A 16,146-nucleotide genomic window follows, 5' to 3' on the forward strand; every position below is an offset into this window, starting at 1 on the left:
TTCGGACGTTTGTGTTTATTTTGATTACTCATATTCACCTCTGATGACATTATAAATCTGTCTTTAGAAGTGTCCTGTTTAATTAGACCATTTCATCATTTTGTGGAGAGAAAAACGGTGCTGCGAATGAAACTCCGTTTCTCTGAGGGAGAAGAAATTTAGTGCCGCTAGATTCATCTTGTGGAGAGAAAAACTATGGCACGAATAAAACTCCCTCTCCCTTCGGGAGAGGGTTGGGGTGAGGGGACTGCAAACAGGAGTCCATCCAATGAAAGAATTAGCCAGATCATTACGCAGAAACCAAACCGATGCCGAACAGGTAATGTGGGGCCGACTCAGAAACCGGCAGATGCTGGGTTGCAAATTCCGTAGGCAGCAGGTGATTGGATCTTATATTGCCGATTTTCTGTGCATGGAGCCGAAGATAATTATCGAGCTTGATGGAAGCCAGCATTGGGAGCAACAGGAATATGACGAGCAACGCAGTCGGTATTTGCAGTCTGTCGGCTATCGGGTATTGCGCTTTTGGAATAACGAAGTGTTGCAAGAAACGGAAGCTGTTTTGGAAGCCATTCGGTTGGCTGTTATTGATTTATCCCCTCACCCCAGTCCTCTCCCGGAGGGAGAGGGAGTTGGGCCTACATTTTGAGAATTATGTTCACATTAAAAGACTATCAAACCCGCGCCTTGGCCGCCTTGTCGCATTTCTTAACCGAAGCCCGCAGTGGCACGGTTGACGAGGCGTTTAAGCAAAGCTATCTCGAACAGCAATTGCCGCCGATTCCTTACCGTCATTATGATTTTGGTGAAATGCCTTATGTTTGTATGCGTTTGCCGACAGGCGGCGGCAAAACCGTGCTGGCTTCTTATTCTGTCAGTGTGGTGCAAAAAGCTTATCTGGAACAGGATTATCCGGTGGTGCTATGGCTGGTGCCAACCAATACTATCCGTGAGCAAACTTTGGAGGCGTTGAAAACCGTGGGGCATCCGTATCGGCAGGCGCTGGAAAATGAATTTGGCTTGGATCGTCTACGGGTGTTTGATGTTGGCGAGGTTACCCAGATTCGCCGCCAAGATATAGGCCGCAAGACCTTGGTTATCGTCGGCACCTTGGCCGCGTTACGGGTGGAAGATACCAGCGGGCGCAAAGTGTATGTGCATCATGAAGACTTTGAACCGCATTTTGTCGGTATTACCGACCCGGACTGTCGGCTGGAACGAATCGGCGAAAAGGATTTACAGGAAAACGGTTTGCGGCGCGAGGATATAGGCAAAATCAAAGCCTCGTTCGCTAATTTGCTGGCCTTGCATCAACCGTTGGTGATTATGGACGAGGCGCATAACGCCCGGACGAAGCTGACCTTTGATACGTTGAAGCGACTGCATCCGGCTTGTATCGTGGAGTTCACCGCAACGCCGGACAGCAGTGTTACGTCAGCCTCAAATATCCTTTACCGCTGTTCGGCTTCGGAATTAAAAGCCGAAAATATGATTAAACTGCCGATTGTGTTGACCGAGCACAAGGATTGGCAAGCCGCCGTGCGCGACGCAGTGTTAACCGGTAAAAAACTGGCCTTGGAAGCACAAAAAGAAAGCGACTTTGTGCGGCCTATTGTGTTGTTTCAGGCCGACGCCAAAAACGGCGAAGTGCCGGTTGAGGTGTTAAAAACGCATTTAATCGGGCAACTGCATGTCGATGAACGGGAAATAGCCATAGCCACCGGCAAGCAACGCGAATTGGACGGGTTGAATCTGTTTTCTCCAACCTGCCCAATCAAATACATCATTACCATCGAAGCGTTAAAAGAAGGCTGGGATTGTTCGTTTGCCTATGTGTTTTGTTCGGTAAAAGACGTTCGATCCAGCAAGGATGCCGAGCAATTATTAGGGCGGGTGTTGCGGATGCCACATGCCAAGCGGCGCACCAGTGATGCGTTGAATCGCGCTTATGCGCATTTGGCTTCGCCGGATTTTGCCGTGGTCGCCAAACAGCTTACCGATAAATTGATTGAAATGGGCTTTGAGACATTGGAAGCCGCTGCAAACATTACCCAAGGCAATCCGAACCAAAGCGATGCGTTCGACGGCCAAGACGACGTTGTTGCACGGACAGAGCCGACCATTCGTTTTGAAGTGGAAGCAAAGCCGGATTTAACGTTAGAAACCTCAACCAACGTGACCGTCACACCGACAGCGCAAAACACCTTTAGTATCGAGATTAAAGGCGAAGTGTCGCCCGAAACCAAGACGCAATTACTGAAAACCGTCACCGGCACACAAAAGCAACAGTTGAGCGCGCAAATTGAGCATCATAATTTACGGGTAGCGGTGGCTCGCGCGCCGTCTCAATCGGGTAAATCCTTTGCGTCATTGCCGCAACTTTGTTGCAAACAAGGTGAATTGTGGGAGTTGCTGGATACCGATGCTTTCTTGCATTGGCGCGGGGAATGGTCGTTACTGGATTTTCCGGCTGAGTTGCCGAATTTTAACTTGGTTCAAACCGCGCATACCTTTGAAGTTGATATGGACGGCAAAAAATTGAGTTATCGGCTGGCCGACCAAAATCAAGCCTATAACCTGGATTGGGTGGAAAGCGGTTATACCGAAAACGATTTACTGTTTTGGTTGGAGCCTCAAGTTCGACAAATTGGGCTGATTCCATCACAGTTACGCGGATTCTTAGCTAAGCTGATTCCCAATCTGACTAAATCGCGCGGATTACCGTTGACAGGGTTAGTCCGCAGTAAATATGTGTTGGCGCGAGCGGTTCGCGAACAAATTGAAATCTATCGGCAACAAGCGGCGGACAAGGGGTTTCAATATGCCTTGTTCGAGGAAACCGATGATTTGGAAACACGGTTCGATCATGTGTTTGAGTTTTCCCCCGGTTATTATCCGGCTAGGCCGCCTTTCTATCAGGGACGTTATCAATTTTCCAAGCATTTCTACCCGGAAATTGAGGATTTAAAGGAAGACGGAGAAGAATTTGAGTGTGCCAAGCTAATCGACAGTCATCCTAAAGTTCAATACTGGATTAGAAATTTAGTGAATCGGGATGGTGCGGCGTTTCGTTTGCCCTTAGCAAAAAACTGGTTTTATCCTGATTTTGTCGTGGAGTTGGTTGATGGCAGGTTATTGGTCGTTGAGTACAAAGGCAAGGTGTATGCAACGAATGACGATTCCAGAGAAAAACGCGCCGTTGGCGAATTGTGGGCCAAGAAAAGCGGTGGTCAATGTCTGTTTTTAATGGCGGAAAAGAAGAATGCTCAAGGGAAGGGCGTTTTTCAACAGATATATGAACAGGTCGGCTAGTACGTGCTGGAAATCGAAGAAATTATCAGGCCAGCCGACCAAGGCAGAACCACTCCTTTTCTATGCAATGCATCCGATGGTAATGCTTACTATGTCAAAGGCTATGCGGCTTCAGTTGCCGGATTGATGAAGGAGTGGTTGGGCGCCTATTTAGCGCAGGCCTTTAAATCCGTGCTCATCAATAAACAATACGATGCTGTAGAAAAATTAGATAAGGAATCATTTTGGCGAACTATGCGTGAATGCGTCATAAATCCTGATTTTCTGAAAGTCCTCTTTGGAAATACTTACTCAGCCGCTGTGTTCGGTGTGAAAAGCCGATTTTTAAATCACTGATCGTGAGATTCATGAGCAGTAGCGTTTGCTATATGGGCTATGCGGTGCTATTTTGGTATAAATCTGGTGCGAATTTTAGAATTTGAGCGGGATAAATCATTTTTGGATTGGAGTGTTTGGGTTGAATAAGAAATATTGGCTGATGGGTTTGCTGAGTCTTTGCGTTTTGGCATTAATCGGTTGTGAACAGCCGCAGGAACAAACGAATATAGTTAAGGTGGCGGTTTCATCGACGTCACCCCCTATGCTCTATGAGGAAAATGGTGTCATCAAAGGTTCCGATCTGGAAATTTTTGATGGTTATTGTCAGTCCAAGGGACTTGCCATGCAGGTGACCGCTTATGATTGGCAGGGCATGCTGGGTGCGGTTTCCAGCGGACAGGCCGATGTTGCATTTTCCGGCATCTCTATTACCGATAAACGCAAAGAGGCGATGGATTTTTCACAACCCTATTACGACAATGCCTGGCATCTGGTTAGCCTTAAAAGCCGCAATATTAAAATTAACGATCTTGCAGAGCTTAAGAAATATTCAATCGGTTATCCCAGGGGAATGGCTTATAACGACTTGATTAAAAATGAGCTGGAGCCTAAAGGCTATTATAGCCTCAGCCAAGTCAAGCTCTATCCTACTTACACCGAAGTGGCGGCCGATCTTCAAAACGGCAATCTTGATCTTGCCTTTATTGAAGAACCGGTTCTAGCCAACTATAAATCCAAGCTGAATTTGCCCTTTGAAAGCAGCTATGTTTTTACCGGTTTCGACAAATACGGTTTTGCTTTTGCTAAAGGTTCAAAGATGCGGGAGGATTTTGATCTTTATCTTAACCAACTTGGCCCGGAAAAAATCAAAGCCATCATGGATAAATGGATGAAATAAAGGATCGGTTAATTACCTTTGAGTTTTCTCGATATAGTCATTCAGCTTGGGCGCGGCCTCGGCTATACACTCCTTGTTACCTTATGTTGTAGCGTGACAGGGGTATTGGCGGGGCTGGTCATTGCCTGTATTCGCAGGATAGGTTTTTACTGGCTCAGGCCATTATTGGACGCCTATGCCTATATTTTTCGCGGCATTCCGGTTCTGGTGTTGCTGTTCATCGTTTATTTCGGCTTTCCCAGCATCGGGCTGAAAGTCACCCCCTTATTAGCCATGGTGCTTAGTTTGGGGTTGATTTCCGCCGCTTACCTCTCGGAAGTATTTCGTGGCGCCTTAAATTCTGTCGATGCTGATGAAATTCTGGCCGCCGAGGCGATAGGACTGAGCCGACTCCAGGTTTTTAATTGTATCGAGCTGCCGCAGATGTTGCGCTTTTCCCTGCCGGGAATGATCAATGAATTTACGACGGTTTTGAAATATTCTCCGTTCGCGTACACGGTTGGTATTCCTGAAATTACCAAACAAGCGATGACGCTTTCAGCGGTGACGCTGCACGGCGTTGAAATCTATTTTGCGGTGGGGGTTTTATATTTTTTGACCTTCCGTATCTTATTGTTTGCCGTGCAATTTATTGAGAAGCGGTATCGCATCCCTGGGCTGGTATTGAAGCAGCGCAGCAGTATCTAATGGAGAATTTGTCATGGCATTAATCGAGGTGCGCGACTTAGTCAAGAAATTCGGCGACCAGGTTATCCTTAACGGCGTGAATCTCGATATTTACGAAGGCGATTTGAAAGTCGTGATGGGATCATCAGGCTCCGGAAAGTCAACTTTACTGCGTTGCCTGAACCGCCTTGAAGAACCTACCGGCGGCAAGATTGTTTTTCGCGGTGAAAATATTATGGCTGCGGATGTCGACGTAAGGGCGCTGAGACAAAGCATAGGCTTTGTGTTTCAGCAGTTTGCGCTTTATCGCCATCTTTCTGTTTTAGAAAATGTCACTTTGGCCTTGCGTAAGCTTAAGAAATTGCCGGCTGCGGAAGCGAAAGATAAAGCGCTGGCCGAATTAGAGCGTCTTAATATGGCTTCCCATGCCGGTAAATATCCCAGTCAGTTGTCGGGGGGACAAAAACAGCGGGTTGCTATTGCGCGTGCCTTGGCCATGGACCCGGCGGTGGTTTTTTTTGATGAGCCTACCTCGGCGCTCGATCCTTTGATGACGCGTGAAGTGGCGGACATGATGAATCGTCTTCACGATGAGGGGGTTACCATGCTTTGCGTGACACACGACCTGAAACTGGCCGGACAAATATCGGATAAAGTGGTGTTTTTGGATAAAGGCGTTGTGCGGGCCGAAGCTTCGATAGAAACGCTTTCCCAGGATCATGCCGATGAGCGTATTCGCGCTTTCTTTGGTCGTGAGGCGGATTATTAATGAACGGATGGGCGACATTCCACAGCGATTTGCTTGAGCAGAGTCCGCTAATTCTGATGGGGCTGACTAAAACCTTACAGCTGACGGCAATCATTAGTTTGAGCGGTCTGCTTTTGGGCATTGTGATTTTTTATGCTTCCTTAAGCCGGAACAATACGCTACGTTGTTTTATCAATGCCTATATTTCGTTTTTTATCGGCATGCCGCTGATTGTATTGCTGTTTCTAATCTATTTTGGCTTGCCTCAGTGGGGAATTAAGCTGTCTCCTTTTCAGGTCGCCGTGTTTGGCTTCAGCTTGAATGTCGCAGCCTATAACGCGGCCTACCTGACCAGCGCTTATAACGGCCTGGATCACGCACAAATGGAGGCCGCCAGAGCCCAGGGATTCAGTCCCCGGCAAATTTTTAAATTGATCACCTTGCCGCAAGTCATGCGCTTGTCAGTACCGGCGCTGACAAATCAGGTGATTGGTAATTTGAAAGACAGTTCGGTGGCATTCCTGATTCAGTACACTGAATTTTTTGCCCGGATACAAGAGCTGGCTGCCACTAACTTTCAGTTCTTTAAGGCGTATTTATTGGCAGCCATTGTCTATCTCGCCTTGGTTTCGGTGATTGTGATTGCAGCCCGTCTGATAGAGAAACGCCTTGTCATTCCGGGGTTTACTTCATAATCGGCTACAGGTCCAGGGGGTGAAAATTTAAGGACTTTGTAATATCTGGAATTATTGCCCTGCTTATGGGTGTGTGGCTACCCACTCACGGACGAGCTTTTGCCCTTCTTCGATTTGCGCCGGTGTCAACACGTTGGCCAAGCTGTCCCTAGCCTTAACCGCTTTTTCTAAACCTTGCGCCGCGGCGAGGTCGGTCCATATATAAGCTTGAGCATAGTCCTGCGGCACGCCTGTGCCGTTGAAATACATCTGGCCGAGGTTGAGTTGCGCCATGGCTTCGTTTTGATCGGCGGCCTTGCGAAACCAAAACACGGCTTGTTTTTCGTCTTGCGCGACGCCCTTGCCATTGGCATACATCACACCGAGATTGTTTTGCGCCTCTGCATCGCCCTGTTCCGCAGCTTTGCAATACCACTCGGCCGCCTGTTTATCATTTTGTACCACGCCTTCGCCCTTGACATACATCGCGCCGAGGTTGTTTTGAGCCGTTGGCAAGCCTTGTTCTGCGGCTTTGCGATACCAAATTGCGGCTTGTTTCTCATCTTGAGCCACGCCTTCGCCATTGGCGTACATTGCACCGAGGTTATTTTGAGCGATAGCTTCGCCCTGTTCGGCGGCCTTGCGATACCAAGCAACGGCTTGTTCGTTATCTTGCGTTACGCCTTCGCCTCTGGCATACATCACGCCGAGATTATATTGCGCCGTAGCCAAACCTTGCTCCGCCGCCTTACGGAACAATGAGACGGCCTGACTGTAGTCTTGGGCTACGCCGCCTTGGCCTTCGTTATACATCAAGCCGAGGATCAGTTGCGACTTCGCATAACCTTGTTCAGCCGCCTTGCGGAACCAAAACGCGGCCTGTTTATCGTCTTGGATCACGCCGTTGCCGCTGGCATACATCACACCAAGATCGGTTTGAGCCGATGCATCGCCCTGTTCCGCCTTGATGCGTATTTGCCGCTCTATATTTTCAACGGCGTTTGGCTCAGCGCCGGCGTGACCGGCGAACAATATGAATAAGAAGGCTGAGAGAACCACAACCGGTAATGAACTGCGCATACTCACCACGAAAAAGTCATTTGCTTAAAAATATGGGATAAATAATAACATATTGTAAAAATAGCTTGTCAGTAGTTGGTTGGCGTTTTGAAGTTGGTTTTATAATGATCCCGTCCAAATGGCGTTATCAGGATTGGCTTGATTTCTTTTTCAACATTGCTCTGATGACTGAACCCGGTTAACGTGTAACCGCCTGACATTTTTCTGCTATCGCTTGCCAATATTTGCCGCAATATTTCATCATTCACTGGAGCAATCATTATGTCACTGACTATGTACCACGCATCTATCCCTGTTTTTGTGCGTATGCTGGGAAATTTATCCGCGATACTCGATAAAGCGGCCGCTCACGCCGAAGCGAAGAAAATCGATCCGGCCATCTTCGTCAATGCGCGTCTGGCGCCGGACATGTATCCGCTTAGCCGCCAAGTACAAATTGCGACCGATATGGTTAAAGGTTGCGCAGCCCGGCTGGCAGGCATCGAAGTACCTCGGTATGAAGATAACGAAACCACCTTTGCCGAGTTGCAAGCGCGTATCGCGAAGACTAAAGCATTTTTACAAAGTGTGAGCGCTGAGCAAATAGACGGTTCTGAAGATCGCAAAATCACCCTCAAATTCGGCAGCCGGGAACTCAACCTCCTAGGCCAAGCTTACCTGCTTGATTTTGTACTGCCCAATTTCCATTTCCACCTGACCACCGCTTACGCGATACTTCGGCATAATGGCGTGGAAATAGGGAAAAAGGATTATACCGGCGATTACTGATTATTTTTCAAGCAGCTGCTATGAATGCAGCCAACGAATATTGATTGTCAAAGGAATGATTTAATAATCATGAGTGTTAAGTAAATCTTAAAAATCATTTGCTTACAAACCGCATGGGCTTGCCTGCAAATTGGTGATATTTCAACATATTGATTTAAAATGGCTTAACGCTGTTGGACGGTTATGACGAATCGTTTTTTGTTTAGGCGCTAAGTATAACAATGCAGTAAAATTACCTATTTTTGTTTATAACGTCGGAATACTTATGACTACTTGGTTAGAAACCTGTCAACAACAATTGCTCAGGCTGGAGAAAACCTCGGTGCTGGCCGATAAGCTGATTACTTTGGCTAATAAAACCGGAGTTGATATTCCTTCTGATTTATTAAATCGGCTCAATATTGAAAGGCCCCGCCTGAATCGGCAATTAGACAGGCTGCATGCCAATCGTTTCGAGGTGGCGGTCATCGGACTGGAAAAAGCAGGCAAAAGTGCGTTACTCAATGCGTGGCTGGAACAAGAGATTTTGCCCTCGGCAAGAGAGCGTTGCACATTTACCAGCACCGAAATTTGGTCGGCGCAAACCGAGCAGGACCAAGCACTTTTTATCCAGTATTACAGCAAAGAAGAAATCAGCAAGCTGCAATTACAACGCCGCGATGCGTTGCTGGGCACTTTGAGCGAGCGCGAGCGCAAGGAAATTCAGGAAGATTTTGACGACACCGAAAAACACCTAAGCAAAATCTTAGAGTTCGGCAAACAAAAGGCCGGTTTTACTCAGAAGTTTATCGATATAGGCGAAATCAGCGAACAATTGCAATCGGCGGTATTTAAAAACCGCGCCCAATCGTTAGCGATTAAACGCATCCAGTTAAAAACAGTACGCTTGCGTAGCGACCGCGACATTATTTTTCACGATGTTCCCGGTTTTAACTCCGGGATATTGATGCATGCGGAACAGGCCATCGAGCGGCTGAAAAACTGCGATGCGATTATTTACGCCAAAGAAATGAAACAACCCTCGGTGACCGGCCCGGAAAAAGAAATGCTGGCCATTGCCGATTCCGAAGACCCCAGTGTTAAAGTCTCCGATAAAGTGTTTGTGGTGCTGACACAAGCCGATGCGATGGATGATCAAATCGACTTCAAAGACACCTATGACAAGCATCGCAGTTACTGGCCTTCCGTTCCTGAACGCCGCATGATTCCGGTCTGTGCCCGCGCTCATTTGGTCGAGTTTGGCATACCGTCCGAAGACACGCTCAGACGCACCAAAAGCGCTGACGATAAAGCCAAGATGAAAAAACTGGGCATTACCGACGGCATGGCGATTCTTAAAGATTCGATCAACTATTACATCGACAATGAGCGTGCAGGCGTGCTGGAACGCCGTTGCGACGCGCTGGTCGGCGCCATACGCCAGATTGCCAATGAAGTTTTATTCAAGCTGGAACCGATCTACGGCGTATTCGATGAAACCGAACTGCATGAAGACGATCTGCTCGGCAAAGAGTTTAATCAATGGTGGGGGCGGGAGTGGCAACGCATTAAAAAGGATTTCGATACCTGGTATGCCGAAGTCATTCAGGGGCGGAAAGAAGCCGATGCCGCGGGCTCCGAGCATGAAGAGCTGATTGCGTTGCGCGCGGCTTATGACGAAAAGATCGAAGCGATACTGTCAAACCTCCAGACAGCCAAACCCGATGAGCTGAAGCGCATCTATACGGCCGGAGGCACCATTTCCATGCCCGATCCTCGGGAAGGCAATTATAAAATCCGGGAAGAGCTGTTTCGGGAAATCCAGAAAAAATTTGAAACTGAATTGACCGACCAACTGGCCTTGGCGCTGCAAACCTTGATTGATCAAATCGCCCGTAAAACTCAAACTCTGCTTTGGGAGACCGAAGAAGTGCGCAAAACCCTGCTGCACTCGGACGCGGACGAAGCCTTGGAACAGGCGCGGATACGCAACGGCTTCCAAGTGCTTTTTTTGCGCTTTAGCCGCGGGGCCGTGGAAGCGTTTATCGCTAAGCCTTTGCAGGCGAGAGAACGCTTGCTGAACGAACGGTCGGCGGAAATCAAGACGTTGGAAGCGTTTTATCAAGGCAGCGATAAAGTCAAACGCGAGGGCGGCCTGACCTGTTACTTGCGTCATGGCGTCTGGACGGAACCCGCGAATACCGATGCCGACATTAGCCGCACTAGAGCACAGGAAAAACCCGGCGCTAAAACTCCGGCTCAAGAAGCGGCGCCGATTAAAAAAGTGCTGGAAGGATCGGAAAAAATGTTGGAGCCGGCTAATTTTGAATCAGTAGTAGAGGAGATCACCGGCGATATAGACGCGTTGCAAGACTATCTGAAAAACAGCGTATTTTATGCCGCAGGGTTCATCACCTACTGTAATCAAGAGCTGGAGCGCATCCGCAACCGGTTTAAAGAAATGGAAGACAATGACCGGCAATGGATCGGCATTATTCGCACCGCTGTTAAATATGAAAGAAATCCTAATATTCCTTACAGTATTGCGCACACGCGCCGGGATTTTCGTATGCGCAGGGAAATCGCCCTGGAGCTGAAAGAAGTGCGGGATACCTGTACCAATGTGTTCTAAATTCCGATAAGGCTAAACCCTAGGCCTGCATCTTTAAACGAATAGACTGGGGCAAAGCCGAGAGCTGTTGCTCCAGTCATTTAGTTCTCCCCACGATCAAACTTCCCCGTTCTATTCCAGGCCGTTGTCCATCAGCAGCCGCTCGTTCACGAGAAAACTTAGTATGAAAGCACCTACAATGGATGGATCGATTGCGTGTGGCATCGATTTTGGCACCTCGAACACAACGGTGGCGATTGCCCGGCAGAATGACGATCAAATAACCTTGGTTCCGGTCGAAGACGAGCATTTAACCATCCCTTCGACCATTTTCTTTCCGGCAGAAAGCCCGGCTGTTGTGTTTGGCCGTAAAGCGATTAACGCCCATATCGCCCAAGAAGATGGCCGGTTTATGAGGAGTTTTAAGCGGGTGCTTGGCACTTCGCTGATGAAAGAAGGAACCCATATCGGCGGAAGAAAAACAAAATTCGAGAATATCATTGGGCATTTTATTGAGGATATAAAAAATAAAGCGGAGTTATCGGCAGACCGGGACATTCACAATGTCGTTGCGGGCAGGCCGGTACATTTTGTCGACGGCAATGACAAAGCGGATAAAGAGGCGCAAAGCCAGCTCGAAGCCATATTCTCAGCCGCCGGGTTTAAAAACATACGCTTCCAATATGAACCGATTGCCGCCGCGTTTGCCCATGAATTAAATATGGGCTATACAGAGCGTTTAGCGGTCGTTATGGACATTGGCGGCGGCACATCCGACTTTACGATCATGCGGTTATCGGAGCGCTATATCAACAAGCCCGACCGCCATGAGGACATTCTGTCTAATGCCGGGATTCGAATCGGCGGTAACGATTTTGACCGGGCATTGAGTTTGAAATGCTTTATGCCGTTATTGGGGCTGGGTTCGCTTTGGGGTTCCAAAGGGCTGGGTTTTCCGGTAACGCCTTTCTTTGACCTGTCGGAATTGAGCAAAATTCAGTACATGTATACGCAAAAATATAAGCGGGATTTAAGAGCGTTAATCGCTCAATCGAATGACAAGATCCTTACCCATAGATTGCTGTCCATCGTAGAGGAAGAGCAGGGGCATGCCTTGATGGCAGCCGTTGAGGAAAACAAAATTAACCTGAGTTCATGCGAGCGGACAACGGCCGACCTTTCCTTCATTGAAGCCGGGTTGCAATCGTATGCCGATAGGGCGCAATTTGAGGATAGTCTGCATGGGAGTCTTGAAAGCATTCAAACAACTATCAACGATTGCATTATGATGGCGGGGGTGAAAGCGGACGACGTTGCCCTGGTCATCCTGACCGGCGGCGGCACCGCTATTCCGCTGATCCAAAAAATCACTCGACGGATATTTCCACAGGCCGGAATTTCTGACGGCAATCGCTTGTCCAGCGTTGGCTTCGGTTTGGCGTGCGACGCCAGACGGTATTATTTAGGGCTTAATTGACTTCATTAAGGGGCTATCGGGAAACGACGATGGAAAATTTCAATTATTTTATCTTTGCCCGTTCTTTTCACGTCATTGGAGTGGTGTTATGGATCGGCGGTATGGCGTTTGTCACGACCGTGCTGATTCCCGCACTGAAAAAAAGAACGGATTCAACTAACAAGCTGGAGCTGTTCGAACAAATTGAAGGGGAATTTGCGGCTCAGGCAAAGCTGGCAACAGTGATTACCGGAATTTCCGGCTTCTACATGCTGGACGTTATGAACGCTTGGGAGCGTTATCAGCAGCTGGAATATTGGTGGGTGCACCTGATGACGTTAATCTGGTTTTTATTCACGCTTGTTTTATTTGTGCTGGAGCCATTGTTTTTGCATCGCTGGTTTCATCAACAGGCGGAAAAAAACAGCATCAAAGCTTTTGCCCTGGTTCATCAAATACACAAGGTTTTACTGGCGCTTAGCTTGCTGACGGTTTTCGGCGCCGTGGCAGGGGCGCATGGATACCATTGGCTTAATTGACGGATAATGTATTGTTTTCCAGAGCTGAAAAACGAGATTGCAGTTTAGACTTAACCCGGCAGATACCGTGTTAACAGAAGCATCTGTCGGGTCAAATTCAGTATCGGTTTTTTATTCCAAGCCGCTTCTATCGAGTGCTTTTGCGAGGCGCAGCCACCGGCTAAATGCCGTTGGGAAAATCGTAGCTGTAATGCTTGCGCAGCGGCTTGACCACTTCCCATTGACTGTCCAGGCCTGCATGGAACGCTACCAGATCGCCCGGCAGAATGCGTACCGGCTCGCCTTCTGCCGGGGTTACCAAAATCTCGCCTTCCAGGATATAGGCGCATTCAGTTTCATCAAAATCGATTGGGAATTTTGAAACTTCTTTTTCCCAGATTTCCCAGTTGGAAACCCCCAGTTGTTGTAAGCGTTCTTCACTCGGATTGTGTTCGATGGTAATTTTGCTCATGTTGTTCCTAAAAAATTAAACGTGTTGGAGCGGCGATTTTAGCATCAGCTCTGTTAATCGCCATGCAAAACTTACCGGAAAAATAGCGGGTTAACCGCCTATTGATATAAATTGAGGCTTTACACCGACATCAACATTGCTCGACTTCTTTTTTGAACGCTTTTATTTCCCTGGCAGGTCCCATGACCACCAGCACATCGCCCGCATTCAAGCAGTGCTCTTTTTCTCCGATTGCAAAATGCAGTTGATCGCCTAATTCCCTGTCTACAACACCGATCAGAATCAGATTGTGCTTTTCATTCAACTTTAAATCACTGGTTCTGGTGTTTTCCAGACAAGAGCCTTTAGGGATTTCTATTTGCGCCATATTCAAGTCATGCCGACCGAAAACCGTATTATCCAGAATGTTGGTAATATCCGGTTTGGTTAACATTTCGTGGGTTTTTCTGCCGCAAATTTCATAAGGGTCAATGATCTTGTTAGCGCCTGCGGCCAATAATTTCTCAGCCGATTCCGGGTCGTCGACAATCGCGACAATGGTAAGATTTTTATCAATCGCCCGCGCCGAAATAGTTAAAAATACATTGTCGAAATCCCTGGGATAAAAACAGAATAGGGTGTCGACATCCGTGCCTATGCCGACTGATCTGAGCGCATCATCATTGCGAAAATCGATGACTTTGGTATCAAAACCTTTTTCCGCGACCAGCGAGGCTTCGGCATCGTCTTTTGCTATAAAGATAATGCTGTATTGCTCTGGATTCAATCGATTCATCGCTTCCAAAGACATCACGCTGTAACCGAATACGGCAATGCGCTTCATTGTTTTCTCCCGTTTTTTAGCCGGCTCTTTTCTATTTGATCGCGAAAATAGTCGATGGCGTACTCCCTGCCGATAACGACCAACAGATCGCCGTCCCGCAATACAAAGTGCGGCTCGGGATTAAAGTAAAAATGTTGATTCTTTATCGGATAGCTGTTCTTATGTTTTTGATGTACCGGATTGGCGCTGACAATACCCATCAACATTAATTTCCGTTGTTCAAAGCCAACCTCGGCTATGTTCATCCCCTCGATCAATGAACCGGGATGTACGCACAATGTTTCCATGATGATATGGCTTTCCTCGCGGATAATGCCCAAAATAGCCTCAAAAGCCACAGGCTGGCCGATGTATTCGGCGACCGCCATCCCGGCGATTTCAAACGGCTGAATCACATTGCTGGCGCCGGCTTGGTAGAGTTTCTTTACGTTATCCTGGTTGTTAGCACGGGAGATAATTCTGATCTCCGGGTTTAAATGCCGACTGGTCAGCGTGATATAAACATTGATCACATCATCGCCGGTCGCACAAATAACAGTTGTTGCGCCATTATTGATGCCCGCATTATGCATCACGTCATTCTTGCTGGCATCCGCGTGAATGAACAGGAAACCCAGCCGCTTTGCTTTCAAGATGTACGATTCTCTGGGATCAATGACAACAAAATTTTGTTTGTCTTTTTCAAGTTGCCGGGCGATATGCTGCCCAACCCGGCCAAAACCGCAAATGATAATAAAGTGATCAAACCGGTTCAGTTCGGTATAGATGCTGTTTTCACGCAACGCTTCAATCTCCTCGTTAAATGCGGTGACAATGATGGAAACAAGAAAAGACAATACGCCCAGACCGGCCAAGATCAATACCATCGCAACGATTCGGCCACCGGTCGTCTGCGGCGATATATCGCCATAACCGACGGTTGCCACAGTCACTATCGCCCAGTAAAAACTATCGAACAGGTTTTTAACTTGTCCGCCATTGGCGGGATTTTCAAATAAATAAATCGCTGTACTGCCGACAAACACCAGGAAACCGAGAAAAATGCCCAGCGTAATGAGTTCGAAACGTTTACTGGCTAATATGTTGGCAAACAGTTTAATGCTATTAAAATAACGGAAAAGCTTAAACAATCGGAAAAGAAGCAATATCCGCATGACCCGCAACAGCCTGTATGTAGGCAAAATAGCGAGCAAATCAATCAAGGCCAGAGGCGTAAAAACATACTCGATTTTTTTGGCAAGAATGATCATGGCGACTTTGCCCGGACGAAAAGAGAGTTTTAAATAGTCGGCCTTTTCATAATGTTCGAGAATGATCTTATGATTGTCGCTGTACAACCAGCCCCGCAACAGGTATTCAGCGATAAACAGACTGATTACACAGTGTTCGAACAGCACTGCGCCGGCATCCAACTTATGATCCACTTCGTAAATCAGCAGAAAAACGCTGAGCATTACCAGGCAAATCATAAAAACATCAAAATAGGATTTAAGCCGGCTGTTTGGATTCTCCAGCAAATCATAGAAAAACAGCTTGGCGCGTTGGTAACGCTTTGATGTTTTCAGGAAGTAAGCAAAATAAACAATCAGTCGTGTAAACATTTTGTCGCCTGCAAGTGTTGTTCAATGATTAATGATTGTGTAATAGGGCGCGGCTTTAACTTCCTTGCAGTAGACCCCATCCAGAAACAATGGGATCAAGCAGTTGTCTCGCAGATGTAATTCACTCATGAGGCGTACTGATTTCAGGCTTGACGTTAAGGTAACGTTGTTTAGAACGGGAAGATTTGCGGGAATTCAGGGCCGGTGCAGGATACAACCGGC

General features: G+C 47.5%; 15 protein-coding genes. 11 read left to right on the forward strand and 4 right to left on the reverse strand.

Going from position 1 to position 16,146, the window contains the following annotated elements; all coding sequences use genetic code 11:
* The first annotated feature begins 268 nt into the window (after positions 1–268).
* From B0F88_RS16520 to B0F88_RS16550, 7 genes are all read left to right on the forward strand, one after another.
* Positions 269–649, forward strand: a complete 381-nt coding sequence (locus B0F88_RS16520; protein WP_104425044.1) for an endonuclease domain-containing protein — start codon at positions 269–271, stop codon at positions 647–649.
* Positions 650–654: 5 nt separating this feature from the next.
* Entirely contained in the window at positions 655–3,312 is a 2,658-nt protein-coding gene (locus tag B0F88_RS16525; protein WP_104425045.1) for a DEAD/DEAH box helicase, read from the forward strand.
* Positions 3,313–3,315: 3 nt separating this feature from the next.
* On the forward strand, positions 3,316–3,648 hold the full coding sequence (locus tag B0F88_RS16530; RefSeq protein WP_104425046.1) for a HipA family kinase: 333 nt from the start codon (positions 3,316–3,318) through the stop codon (positions 3,646–3,648).
* A 121-nt stretch (positions 3,649–3,769) separates the two neighbouring features.
* Positions 3,770–4,528 carry a transporter substrate-binding domain-containing protein gene (locus B0F88_RS16535; RefSeq protein WP_219820897.1) on the forward strand — a complete coding sequence of 253 codons (759 nt, stop codon included), beginning with the start codon at positions 3,770–3,772 and terminating at the stop codon, positions 4,526–4,528.
* 18 nt (positions 4,529–4,546) lie between these two features.
* On the forward strand, positions 4,547–5,215 hold the full coding sequence (locus B0F88_RS16540) for an amino acid ABC transporter permease (protein ID WP_104425048.1): 669 nt from the start codon (positions 4,547–4,549) through the stop codon (positions 5,213–5,215).
* A gap of 13 nt (positions 5,216–5,228) precedes the next feature.
* Positions 5,229–5,963, forward strand: a complete 735-nt coding sequence (locus tag B0F88_RS16545) for an amino acid ABC transporter ATP-binding protein (RefSeq protein ID WP_104425049.1) — start codon at positions 5,229–5,231, stop codon at positions 5,961–5,963.
* Entirely contained in the window at positions 5,963–6,637 is a 675-nt protein-coding gene (locus tag B0F88_RS16550; RefSeq protein WP_104425050.1) for an amino acid ABC transporter permease, read from the forward strand. The genes B0F88_RS16545 and B0F88_RS16550 overlap by 1 nt, the downstream gene beginning before the upstream one ends.
* A 63-nt stretch (positions 6,638–6,700) precedes the next feature.
* On the opposite strand, the gene B0F88_RS16555 is transcribed toward B0F88_RS16550, so the two are convergent.
* The gene (locus tag B0F88_RS16555) at positions 6,701–7,696 is read right to left on the reverse strand and encodes an SEL1-like repeat protein (protein ID WP_104425051.1); all 996 of its coding nucleotides are present in this window, start codon (positions 7,694–7,696) and stop codon (positions 6,701–6,703) included.
* Between the two features lie 261 nt (positions 7,697–7,957).
* Here B0F88_RS16555 and B0F88_RS16565 point away from each other — a divergent pair, with 261 nt between their 5' ends.
* From B0F88_RS16565 to B0F88_RS16580, 4 genes are all read left to right on the forward strand, one after another.
* Positions 7,958–8,464 (forward strand): DUF1993 domain-containing protein, encoded by a 507-nt coding sequence (locus B0F88_RS16565; protein WP_104425053.1) that lies wholly within the window; start codon positions 7,958–7,960, stop codon positions 8,462–8,464.
* Positions 8,465–8,729: 265 nt separating this feature from the next.
* Positions 8,730–11,075, forward strand: coding sequence for a dynamin family protein (locus tag B0F88_RS16570; protein WP_104425054.1), 2,346 nt, complete (start codon positions 8,730–8,732; stop codon positions 11,073–11,075).
* A 163-nt stretch (positions 11,076–11,238) separates the two neighbouring features.
* On the forward strand, positions 11,239–12,531 hold the full coding sequence (locus B0F88_RS16575) for an Hsp70 family protein (protein WP_219820899.1): 1,293 nt from the start codon (positions 11,239–11,241) through the stop codon (positions 12,529–12,531).
* Positions 12,532–12,560: 29 nt separating this feature from the next.
* Positions 12,561–13,049 carry a hypothetical protein gene (locus B0F88_RS16580; protein ID WP_104425056.1) on the forward strand — a complete coding sequence of 163 codons (489 nt, stop codon included), beginning with the start codon at positions 12,561–12,563 and terminating at the stop codon, positions 13,047–13,049.
* Between the two features lie 160 nt (positions 13,050–13,209).
* Here the strand turns inward: B0F88_RS16580 and B0F88_RS16585 are convergent, their stop codons facing one another.
* The 3 genes from B0F88_RS16585 to B0F88_RS16595 form a co-directional block, all read right to left on the reverse strand.
* Entirely contained in the window at positions 13,210–13,500 is a 291-nt protein-coding gene (locus B0F88_RS16585) for a cupin domain-containing protein (protein ID WP_104425057.1), read from the reverse strand.
* 130 nt (positions 13,501–13,630) lie between these two features.
* A complete protein-coding gene (locus tag B0F88_RS16590) occupies positions 13,631–14,323 on the reverse strand; it encodes a potassium channel family protein (RefSeq protein ID WP_104425058.1) in 693 nt (230 codons plus the stop codon).
* The gene (locus B0F88_RS16595) at positions 14,320–15,924 is read right to left on the reverse strand and encodes an NAD-binding protein (RefSeq protein WP_104425059.1); all 1,605 of its coding nucleotides are present in this window, start codon (positions 15,922–15,924) and stop codon (positions 14,320–14,322) included. The genes B0F88_RS16590 and B0F88_RS16595 overlap by 4 nt, the downstream gene beginning before the upstream one ends.
* Between the last annotated feature and the right edge of the window lie 222 nt (positions 15,925–16,146).

It is taken from the genome of Methylobacter tundripaludum, assembly GCF_002934365.1.
GTDB lineage: Bacteria > Pseudomonadota > Gammaproteobacteria > Methylococcales > Methylomonadaceae > Methylobacter_A > Methylobacter_A tundripaludum_A.

Excerpts from the sequence above, each read along its gene's own strand:
- B0F88_RS16520 (WP_104425044.1), top strand. The coding sequence starts at position 269 with ATGAAAGAATTAGCCAGATCATTACGCAGAAACCAAACCGATGCCGAA.
- B0F88_RS16585 (WP_104425057.1), bottom strand. The coding sequence starts at position 13,500 with ATGAGCAAAATTACCATCGAACACAATCCGAGTGAAGAACGCTTACAA.
- B0F88_RS16580 (WP_104425056.1), top strand. The coding sequence starts at position 12,561 with ATGGAAAATTTCAATTATTTTATCTTTGCCCGTTCTTTTCACGTCATT.
- B0F88_RS16575 (WP_219820899.1), top strand. The coding sequence starts at position 11,239 with ATGAAAGCACCTACAATGGATGGATCGATTGCGTGTGGCATCGATTTT.
- B0F88_RS16590 (WP_104425058.1), bottom strand. The coding sequence starts at position 14,323 with ATGAAGCGCATTGCCGTATTCGGTTACAGCGTGATGTCTTTGGAAGCG.
- B0F88_RS16570 (WP_104425054.1), top strand. The coding sequence starts at position 8,730 with ATGACTACTTGGTTAGAAACCTGTCAACAACAATTGCTCAGGCTGGAG.
- B0F88_RS16565 (WP_104425053.1), top strand. The coding sequence starts at position 7,958 with ATGTCACTGACTATGTACCACGCATCTATCCCTGTTTTTGTGCGTATG.
- B0F88_RS16550 (WP_104425050.1), top strand. The coding sequence starts at position 5,963 with ATGAACGGATGGGCGACATTCCACAGCGATTTGCTTGAGCAGAGTCCG.
- B0F88_RS16525 (WP_104425045.1), top strand. The coding sequence starts at position 655 with ATGTTCACATTAAAAGACTATCAAACCCGCGCCTTGGCCGCCTTGTCG.
- B0F88_RS16595 (WP_104425059.1), bottom strand. The coding sequence starts at position 15,924 with ATGTTTACACGACTGATTGTTTATTTTGCTTACTTCCTGAAAACATCA.
- B0F88_RS16545 (WP_104425049.1), top strand. The coding sequence starts at position 5,229 with ATGGCATTAATCGAGGTGCGCGACTTAGTCAAGAAATTCGGCGACCAG.
- B0F88_RS16555 (WP_104425051.1), bottom strand. The coding sequence starts at position 7,696 with ATGCGCAGTTCATTACCGGTTGTGGTTCTCTCAGCCTTCTTATTCATA.